Origin of the sequence: Xenophilus sp., from assembly GCF_044462705.1 — a bacterium.
GTDB lineage: Bacteria > Pseudomonadota > Gammaproteobacteria > Burkholderiales > Burkholderiaceae_C > Xenophilus > Xenophilus azovorans.
Genome location: NZ_JBIQNC010000199.1, coordinates 1 through 8,539 on the forward strand (window position 1 = coordinate 1; position 8,539 = coordinate 8,539).

8 protein-coding genes and 1 pseudogene are annotated in these 8,539 nt (G+C 68.9%); 4 read left to right on the forward strand and 5 right to left on the reverse strand.

All coding sequences use genetic code 11. The features are described from left to right. The 5 genes and pseudogenes from ACIY1X_RS21775 to ACIY1X_RS21795 all read right to left on the reverse strand — a co-directional run. A pseudogene (locus tag ACIY1X_RS21775) lies at positions 1–430 on the reverse strand (molybdopterin molybdenumtransferase MoeA); the annotation flags it as partial. Beyond that, entirely contained in the window at positions 423–968 is a 546-nt protein-coding gene (gene mobB, locus ACIY1X_RS21780) for a molybdopterin-guanine dinucleotide biosynthesis protein B (protein ID WP_399684640.1), read from the reverse strand. The gene mobB and the pseudogene ACIY1X_RS21775, both read right to left, overlap by 8 nt. Positions 969–1,011: 43 nt before the next feature. Beyond that, positions 1,012–2,427 carry a threonine synthase gene (gene thrC / locus ACIY1X_RS21785; protein ID WP_399684642.1) on the reverse strand — a complete coding sequence of 472 codons (1,416 nt, stop codon included), beginning with the start codon at positions 2,425–2,427 and terminating at the stop codon, positions 1,012–1,014. 5 nt (positions 2,428–2,432) lie between these two features. Further along, positions 2,433–3,755, reverse strand: a complete 1,323-nt coding sequence (locus ACIY1X_RS21790; RefSeq protein WP_399684645.1) for a homoserine dehydrogenase — start codon at positions 3,753–3,755, stop codon at positions 2,433–2,435. 57 nt (positions 3,756–3,812) lie between these two features. Then, a complete protein-coding gene (locus ACIY1X_RS21795) occupies positions 3,813–5,036 on the reverse strand; it encodes a pyridoxal phosphate-dependent aminotransferase (RefSeq protein WP_399684648.1) in 1,224 nt (407 codons plus the stop codon). 97 nt (positions 5,037–5,133) lie between these two features. On the opposite strand from ACIY1X_RS21795, the gene ACIY1X_RS21800 reads away from it, so the two are divergent. The 4 genes from ACIY1X_RS21800 (at position 5,134) to ACIY1X_RS21815 (ending at position 8,487) form a co-directional block, all read left to right on the forward strand. After that, complete coding sequence (locus ACIY1X_RS21800; protein ID WP_038201024.1) at positions 5,134–5,520, forward strand: Mth938-like domain-containing protein; 387 nt, start codon at positions 5,134–5,136, stop codon at positions 5,518–5,520. 119 nt (positions 5,521–5,639) lie between these two features. Next, positions 5,640–6,116 (forward strand): peroxiredoxin, encoded by a 477-nt coding sequence (locus ACIY1X_RS21805; RefSeq protein WP_038201019.1) that lies wholly within the window; start codon positions 5,640–5,642, stop codon positions 6,114–6,116. Between the two features lie 186 nt (positions 6,117–6,302). Further along, positions 6,303–8,018 (forward strand): PhoH family protein, encoded by a 1,716-nt coding sequence (locus ACIY1X_RS21810; protein WP_399684651.1) that lies wholly within the window; start codon positions 6,303–6,305, stop codon positions 8,016–8,018. Positions 8,019–8,112: 94 nt separating this feature from the next. After that, on the forward strand, positions 8,113–8,487 hold the full coding sequence (locus ACIY1X_RS21815; RefSeq protein WP_399684654.1) for a VOC family protein: 375 nt from the start codon (positions 8,113–8,115) through the stop codon (positions 8,485–8,487). Positions 8,488–8,539 lie beyond the last annotated feature (52 nt).

An 8,539-nucleotide genomic window follows, 5' to 3' on the forward strand; every position in this document is an offset into this window, starting at 1 on the left:
CCGCCGGCACCTGGCGGATGCGCACGCGGCCCAGGCCCTGCGTCCCCTCCTCGGCCGCCAGCGCCTCGGCGTCCTCCTGCATCACCACGGCGTCGGCGCCCTCGGGGACCGGAGCACCGGTGAAGATGCGCGCCGCCGTGCCCGCCGCCAGCGGCTGGCCGACGGTGCCGGCGGGGATGCGCTGCGCCACCTGCAGCACGGCATCGGCGGCGGCGCAGTCGGCGCTGCGCACGGCGTAGCCGTCCATCGCGCTGTTGTCGCGCGGCGGCACCGTGAGGCCGGCCACCAGGTCCTGCGCCAGCACGCGGCCGTCCGCCTCGAAGGTCGAGGCCTCGTCGGCGCCCGGCAGCGGCGCGGCATGCGACAGCAGGCGCGCCAGGGCGTCGTCCAGCGACATCAGCGGCGGTCGGGGGGTGTTCGGGTCAGCCATGGCTCTCGGGGTTGTAGTGGAATCGCCCGCCGCCGGCCAGCAGCCAGTGCGCGACGGCGGGGGCATCGTCCAGGTGGAAGACCGGCAAATCGGTGGGCGCAGGCAGGTGATCGGGACGGTCGGTGGCGATGGCGCAGATGCGCGCGTCGCCGGGGTACAGCGCCGGCCGCGGCGCCTGGCCGGGCTCGACGCGGCGCATGACCTCGATCTTGGGCAGGCTGCTCAGCTTGAAGCCCTCGACCAGCACCCAGTCGACGTCCGCGCGCAGCTCGGCCAGCAGCGCATGCACGTCCAGCTCGGCCGGCTGCTCGAACTCGCGCATCAGCGCCAGGCGCCGGTCGGACGCGACCAGCACCTCGAAGGCGCCCGCCTCGCGGTGGCGCCAACTGTCCTTGCCCGGGTGGTCGATGTCGAAGCGATGGTGCGCGTGCTTGACCACCGACACGCGCTGCCCGTGGCGCCGGAGTTCGGGGATCACGCGCTCCACCAGCGTGGTCTTGCCGGCGCCGGAGTAGCCCGCGAAGGCGATCACTTTCATCGTCTGCTGCTCGTTGTGGGCGGCGGCGCGCCGCCGGGCTTCGCTAGGCGCAATGCTCGGCGATATAGCGCTTCACCGCCTCGGCATCGGCGGGCATCCGCACCACGCGCCGGGGCAATTGCTCGATGCCCTCGAACTTCGCCGGCCGGTCCGGCTCGCGGCCCAGCGCCTCGACGATGGTGGCGGCGAACTTGATCGGCAGCGCCGTCTCCAGCACCACCATCGGCACGCCGGGCTCCCGGTGCTCGCGCGCCACCTTCAGCCCGTCGGCGGTGTGCGTATCCACCAGCACGGCGAAGCGCTTGTCGGTGTCGCGGATCGTCGCCAGCCGGTCGGCATGCGTGCTGCGGCCGCTGGCGAAGCCGAATTTCGCGGCCGCATCGGCGAAGGCCGGGTCGCCGCTCAGGTCGAAGCGGCCCGTGCGTCCGACCTCGTCGGCGAACAGCGCGCGCGTCCTGGCGCCGTCGCGGCCCACCAGGTCGAACACGAAGCGTTCGAAGTTGCTGGCCTTGCTGATGTCCATCGACGGGCTGGAGGTCTCGTGCGTGTCGGCCGCGCCGCGCACGCGGTACACGCCGGTACGGAAGAACTCGTCGAGCACGTCGTTCTCGTTGGTCGCCACCACCAGCCGGCGGATCGGCAGCCCCATCATGCGCGCCACGTGGCCGGCGCAGACATTGCCGAAGTTGCCGCTGGGCACCGTGAAGCTCACTGCGCCGCCCTGGGGGCCCGTCGCCTCGAACCAGCCCTTGAAGTAGTAGACGACCTGCGCCAGCAGGCGTGCCCAGTTGATCGAGTTGACGGTGCCGATGCGGTATTTGCGCTTGAACGCCAGGTCGCTGCTCACGGCCTTGACGATGTCCTGGCAGTCGTCGAACACGCCGGCGATGGCGATGTTGTGGATGTTGGCGTCCTGCAGGCTGAACATCTGCGCCTGCTGGAAGGGGCTCATGCGCCCGTCGGGCGAGGTCATGAACACGCGCACGCCCTGCTTGCCGCGCATGGCGTACTCGGCCGCGCTGCCGGTGTCGCCGCTGGTGGCGCCGAGGATGTTCAGCACCTCGCCGCGCCGGCCCAGCTCGTACTCGAACAGGTTGCCCAGCAACTGCATGGCCATGTCCTTGAAGGCCAGCGTGGGCCCGTTGGACAGGCCCTCGAGGTACACGCCGTCCTCCAGCTCGCGCAGGGGCGTGATGTCCTCGCTGCCGAAGACCTCCGCCGTGTACGTCTTCGCGCACAGCGCGCGCAGGTCGTCGGCCGGGATGTCGTCGATGTACAGCGACAGGATCTCGAAGGCCAGTTCGTGGTACGGCAGGCCGCGCCACGTCGAGAGCGTCGCCGCATCGACCTGCGGATAGCGCTCGGGCATGTACAGGCCGCCGTCCGGCGCCAGACCCTCCAGCAGGATCTCGCAGAAGCGGCGCGGCGTGGCGTCGCCGCGGGTGGAGAGGTATCTCATGGCGCTCAGCTCAACTCTTCCTTGCGGATGCGCACGATCGGCGCCAGCACGCTGGGCAGGCTCTGCAAGTGGGCCTGCACCTCGTCCAGCGTGCCTTCGCGCGTGTCGTGCGTGAGGATGATCAGGTCGGTCTGCGTCGAACCCTCGCCGCCCACCTCGTCGGCCTCGCGCTGCAGCACCGCGTCGATGCTGATGCCGGCCTCGGCCAGCAGCGAGGTGACGCGCGCCAGCACGCCTGCCTCGTCGGCCACGCGCAGGCGCAGGTAGTAGCTGGTCACCACCTCGCTCATCGGCAGCACGGGCGTGTCGCTCATGGCGTCGGCCTGGAAGGCCAGGTGCGGCACGCGGTGCGCCGCGTCGGCGGTGTGCAGGCGCGCGATGTCCACCAGGTCGGCGATCACCGCGCTGGCGGTGGGTTCGCTGCCCGCGCCCTTGCCGTAGTAGAGCGTGGTGCCCACCGCGTCGCCGTGCACGACGACCGCGTTCATCGCGCCCTCCACGTTGGCCAGCAGCCGCTTGGCCGGCACCAGCGCCGGGTGCACGCGCAGCTCGATGCCCTTGGGCACGCGCTTGGTGATGCCCAGCAGCTTGATGCGGTAGCCGAGCTGCTCGGCATAGCGGATGTCCTGCGAGGCCAGCCTGGTGATGCCCTCGACGTGCGCCTTGTCGAACTGCACCGGGATGCCGAAGGCGATGGCGCTCATGATCGTGGCCTTGTGCGCCGCGTCCACGCCCTCGATGTCGAAGGTCGGATCGGCCTCGGCGTAGCCCAGGCGCTGCGCCTCCTTGAGCACGACGTCGAAGTCCAGCCCCTTGTCGCGCATCTCCGAGAGGATGAAGTTGGTGGTGCCGTTGATGATGCCGGCGATCCACTGGATGCGGTTGGCCGTCAGGCCCTCGCGCAGCGCCTTGATGATCGGGATGCCGCCGGCCACGGCGGCCTCGAAGGCGACCATCACGCCCCTGGCATGCGCGGCGGCGAAGATCTCGGTGCCGTGCACCGCCAGCAGCGCCTTGTTGGCCGTGACGACGTGCTTGCCGGCGGCGATGGCCTCGAGCACCAGCGTCCGGGCCACGCCGTAGCCGCCGATCAGTTCGATGACGATGTCGATGTCCGGGTTGGCGATGACCTCGCGTGCGTCGCCCACCACCTTCACGCCCACGCCCGCCACAGCCTGCGCGCGCGCCGTGTCCAGGTCGGCCACCATGGTGATCTCGATGCCGCGGCCGGCGCGGCGCTTGATCTCTTCCTGGTTGCGCTGCAGCACCTTGAAGGTGCCGCCGCCGACGGTGCCGATGCCCAGAAGGCCGACCTGGATGGGTTTCATGGATGCAGTCTTTTCAGTCAGGGAAACAGGGCGCATGGGCCGCGCCCGCAGGAAAACTCAGGCGAAGCGCGTGCGGTAGCGCTCGAGGAAGCGCGCGATGCGGTTGATCGCCTCGCGCAGGTCCTCCTCGTGCGGCAGGAAGACGATGCGGAAGTGCTGGTTGTCGGGATAGTTGAAGCCCGAGCCCTGCACCAGCATCACGCGCGTCTCGCGCAGCACCTGCATGAAGAACTGGCGGTCGTCCTCGATGGGATAGACCTTCGGGTCCAGCTTCGGGAACATGTACAGCGCCGCCTGCGGCTTCACGCAGGTGACGCCCGGGATGGCCGTGATCAGCTCGTAGGCCAGGTCGCGCTGGCGGCGCAGGCGCCCGCCCTCCTTCACCAGGTCGTGGATGCTCTGGTAGCCGCCGAGCGCCGTCTGGATCGCCCACTGGCCCGGCACGTTGGAGCCGAGCTTGAGGTTGGCCAGCATGTTCAGGCCCTCGACGTAGTCGCCGGCGTCGGCCTTCGGGCCCGACACCACCATCCAGCCCGCCCGGTAGCCGCAGGAGCGGTAGGCCTTGGACAGCGAGTTGAAGGTCAGCGTCAGCACGTCGGTCGACAGGCTGCCCATCGCGGTGAACTTCACCCCGTCGTACAGCACCTTGTCGTACACCTCATCCACCAGCAGCACCAGGCCGTGCTCGCGCGCCAGCGCCACGATGCCCTTGAGGACGTCGTCGGGGTAGAGCACGCCGGTCGGGTTGTTCGGGTTGATGACCACGATGCCGCGGGTGCGCGGCGTGATCTTGGCGCGCATGTCGTCCAGGTCGGGCAGCCAGCCGCTGTCCTCATCGCAGCGGTAGTGCACCGGGGTGCCGCCCGACAGCGAGGTCACCGCCGTCCACAGCGGGTAGTCGGGCATGGGCACCAGCAGCTCGTCGCCGTCGTTGATCAGCGCGTTGACGGCCATCCCGATCAGCTCGCTGGCGCCGTTGCCCAGGTAGATGTCCTCCAGGGTGACGCCCTCGATGCCCAACTGCTGGGTGTAGTGCATCACCGCCTTGCGCGCCGCGAAGATGCCCTTGCTGTCCGAATAGCCCGCCGAATCCGGCAGGTTGCGGATCATGTCCTGCTGGATCTCCTCCGGCGGATCGAAGCCGAACGGCGCCATGTTGCCGATGTTCAGCTTGATGATCTTCTGGCCCTCGTCCTCCATCTGCCGCGCCGCGTCCACGATGGGACCGCGCACGTCGTACAGCACGTTGGCCAGCTTGGCCGATTTCTTCAGTGGTTTCAAAGTCCCTCCGAGGGGCCAGTCAACAGGGAAAACCTACAATTGGAGCACAGTTCAACGGGTGCGTGCCGCCGCTGCGCCCGCCTTTCCCCCTCTTCCCATGAAGCTCCAGCCCGACCGCCCCGACGTGCAGACCGTCACCGCACACGGGCCGGGCTGGGTGGCCATCAACGGCGAGCGCGTCGAGGCCAGCGTGGTGCTCGGTTCGCGCGACGAGCGCCTGCCGTGGGCCTGCGAGCGCTTCGAGGACCTCGGCGCCGAGCACTTCGCGCAACTCGCGGCGCTGGGCGCGGAAGTCGTCATCTTCGGCAGCGGCGAGCGCATCCGCTTCCCCCGCCCCGCCTGGATCGCGCCCCTGATCGCACAGCGCACCGGCGTCGAGACGATGGACACCGCGGCGGCCTGCCGCACCTACAACATCCTGGCCGGCGAAGGCCGCCACGTCGTGGCGGCGCTCCTCATCGAACGCCCCTCGAATGGCGAGTGAGAGCTGTTTCGGGGTAAAATAGCGGGTTGCAGACCGGACTACCTTGCGCCTTGCATGCCTCGTGCAGCGGGGTGGTTTCGCGTTCTATCTCGGGAACTCACGCGGAGAAAACAAGTTTCATGGCGATCGTAGTCAACAAACCCATTCCCGAATTCGAAGCCAGCGCGACCGGCGGCGTCAAGGTCTCGAACACCTCCCATCTCGGCCAGATCGTGGTCCTGTACTTCTATCCCAAGGACAACACCCCCGGCTGCACCACCGAGGCGATGCAGTTCCGCGACCACTACAAGGACTTCGTCAAGGCCGGCGCCGCGGTGTTCGGCGTCTCGCGCGACAACATGAAGTCGCACGACGAATTCAAGGCCAAGCTGGAACTGCCCTTCGAACTGATCGCCGACACCGAAGAGAAGATGTGCCACATGTTCGGCGTGGTCAAGAACAAGATCATGTACGGCAAGAAGGTCAAGGGCATCGAGCGCAGCACCTTCCTGATCGGCCCCGACGGCATCCTCAAGGCCGAGTGGCGCGGCCTGAAGGTACCGGGCCACGTCGACGAGGTCCTCAAGGAAGTGAAGGCGCTGAAGAAGGCCGCCTGACGTCGTCGTTGGCGGCGGGCAACGGCAGGGCAGACAGGTCACGCGGCCTGTGCATAATGGGCCGCATGCCGTTGACTTCCGCGACAGCATCCTCCCGAAGAAGCCGCTCTGGTCTCCAGGCGGCTTTTTTGTTTTTCGGACTGCGCACCCTTGCGGTGCATCCTGAATCCACGAGTTCCGTCCTCCATGCCCCTGCCTCCCGCCCCCACCCGCCGTGCCGCCCTGCTCTCGCCCGACGCCATGGATGCGCCGGCGCGTTCCGCCGCCAAGGGCAGCCGACGAAACGCGGCCGAGCGCCACGCGGAGGACACCCCGGCCCGGAGCCATCAGCCGCTGGCGCTGTTCGATGACCGGCGCGAGGGCGGCGGCGCGGCCAGTCCCGCGGTAGCCCGCAGCCCGGCCACCGAGCCCCAGCCGGCAGTTCCCGCGCAGCCTGCCGCCACGCCCGGGCAGGCGCCGTCGTCCCGCACGCGCCGCGCCAAGGCCAATGGCCCGGCCCGGCTCTTCGTGCTCGACACCAACGTACTGCTGCACGACCCGACCTGCCTCTTCCGCTTCGAGGAGCACGACATCTACCTGCCGATGATCGTGCTGGAGGAACTGGACGGCCACAAGAAGGGCACGACCGAGGTGGCCCGCAACGGCCGCCAGGCCAGCCGCACGCTGGACGCGCTGGCCGGCGCGCAGGGCGCGGACATCGGCAAGGGGCTCAAGCTCGACTCCACCGGCCACAAGGAGGCCGGCGGCAGGCTGCTCTTCCAGACCGAGCCGCTGCAGTACCAGTTGCCCATGAGCCTGCCCCAGGGCAAGGCCGACAACCAGATCCTGGGCGTGGTGCAGGCGCTGCGCACGCGCTACGAAAAGGAGCGCAGCGGCGCCGAGCGGCGCGAGGTGGTGCTGGTGTCCAAGGACATCAACATGCGCGTGAAGGCACGCGCCCTGGGCCTGGCCGCCGACGACTACCAGAACGACAAGGCGCTGGAGGACGGCGACCTGCTGTACTCGGGTTCGCTGGCGCTGCCGGCGGACTTCTGGACGCGCCAGAGCAAGACGGTGGAGAGCTGGCAGTCCGGCAGCAGCACCTTCTACCGCATCACCGGGCCGCTGGTGCCCAGCCTCTACATCAACCAGTTCGTCTACTTCGAAGCGCCGGGCGAGCCGAGCATGTACGCTCGCGTGACCGAGATCCGCGACAAGACGGCGGTGCTGCGCACGCTGAAGGACTACGCCTCCGGCAAGAACGCCGTGTGGGGCGTGACCACCCGCAACCGCGAGCAGAACTTCGCCATGAACCTGCTCATGGACCCGGAGGTCGACTTCGTGACGCTGGCCGGCACGGCCGGCACCGGCAAGACACTGATGGCGCTGGCCTCGGGCCTGACGCAGGTGCTGGACGACCGCCGCTACACCGAGATCATCATGACCCGCGCCACGGTGAGCGTGGGCGAGGACATCGGCTTCCTGCCCGGCACCGAGGAGGAGAAGATGGGCCCGTGGATGGGCGCGCTGGACGACAACCTGGAGTTCCTCGCCAAGGGCGACAACTCGGGCGCAGGCGAATGGGGCCGCGCCGCGACCAACGAACTCATCCGCTCGAAGATCAAGATCAAGAGCATGAACTTCATGCGCGGGCGCACTTTCCTGAACAAGTACGTGATCATCGACGAGGCACAGAACCTCACGCCCAAGCAGATGAAGACGCTGGTCACGCGCGCGGGCCCGGGCACCAAGATCATCTGCATGGGCAACCTGGCGCAGATCGACACGCCCTACCTCACCGAAGGCTCCTCGGGCCTGACCTTCGCGGTGGATCGCTTCAAGGGCTGGCCGCACAGCGGCCACATCACGCTGGCGCGCGGCGAGCGCTCGCGGCTGGCGGACTTCGCCAGCGACGTGCTGTAGGGCAGCCACCCTGCCGGTGCCAGCCTCCTGACAAGACGCTGTCAGGAGGCCCGGCGCAGCATCGAAGCTCCTCAACACGTTCAAGGAGCCTTTCATGCACAGCGCCAACACCTGGTTCGAAATCCCTGTCGCCGACCTCGCGCGCTCGCAGCGCTTCTACGAAGCGATGCTCGACCGCGCGATGCTCGGCACCGAGGACCTGGGCGGCGACACCATGGCCGTGTTCGCCCACGAGAAGCCCGGCGCCGGCGGCTGCCTGGTGCTGCGGCCCGGCCAGCCCCGCCCCGCGGCCGGCGGCACGCTGGTCTACCTGGATTGCGCACCCAGCGTCGACGCCGCCCTCGCGCGCGCACAGGCGGCCGGCGGCCGCGTGGTGACGCCGCGCACGCTGATCGCCCCCGGCATCGGCTATTTCGCCCATGTCGAGGACCCGGACGGCAACCTCGTCGGCCTGCATGCCGCCGATTGAGCAACCGTCTTGCTCGTCAAGCGCAATGCATAGTCGAATCCCACATCGAGCC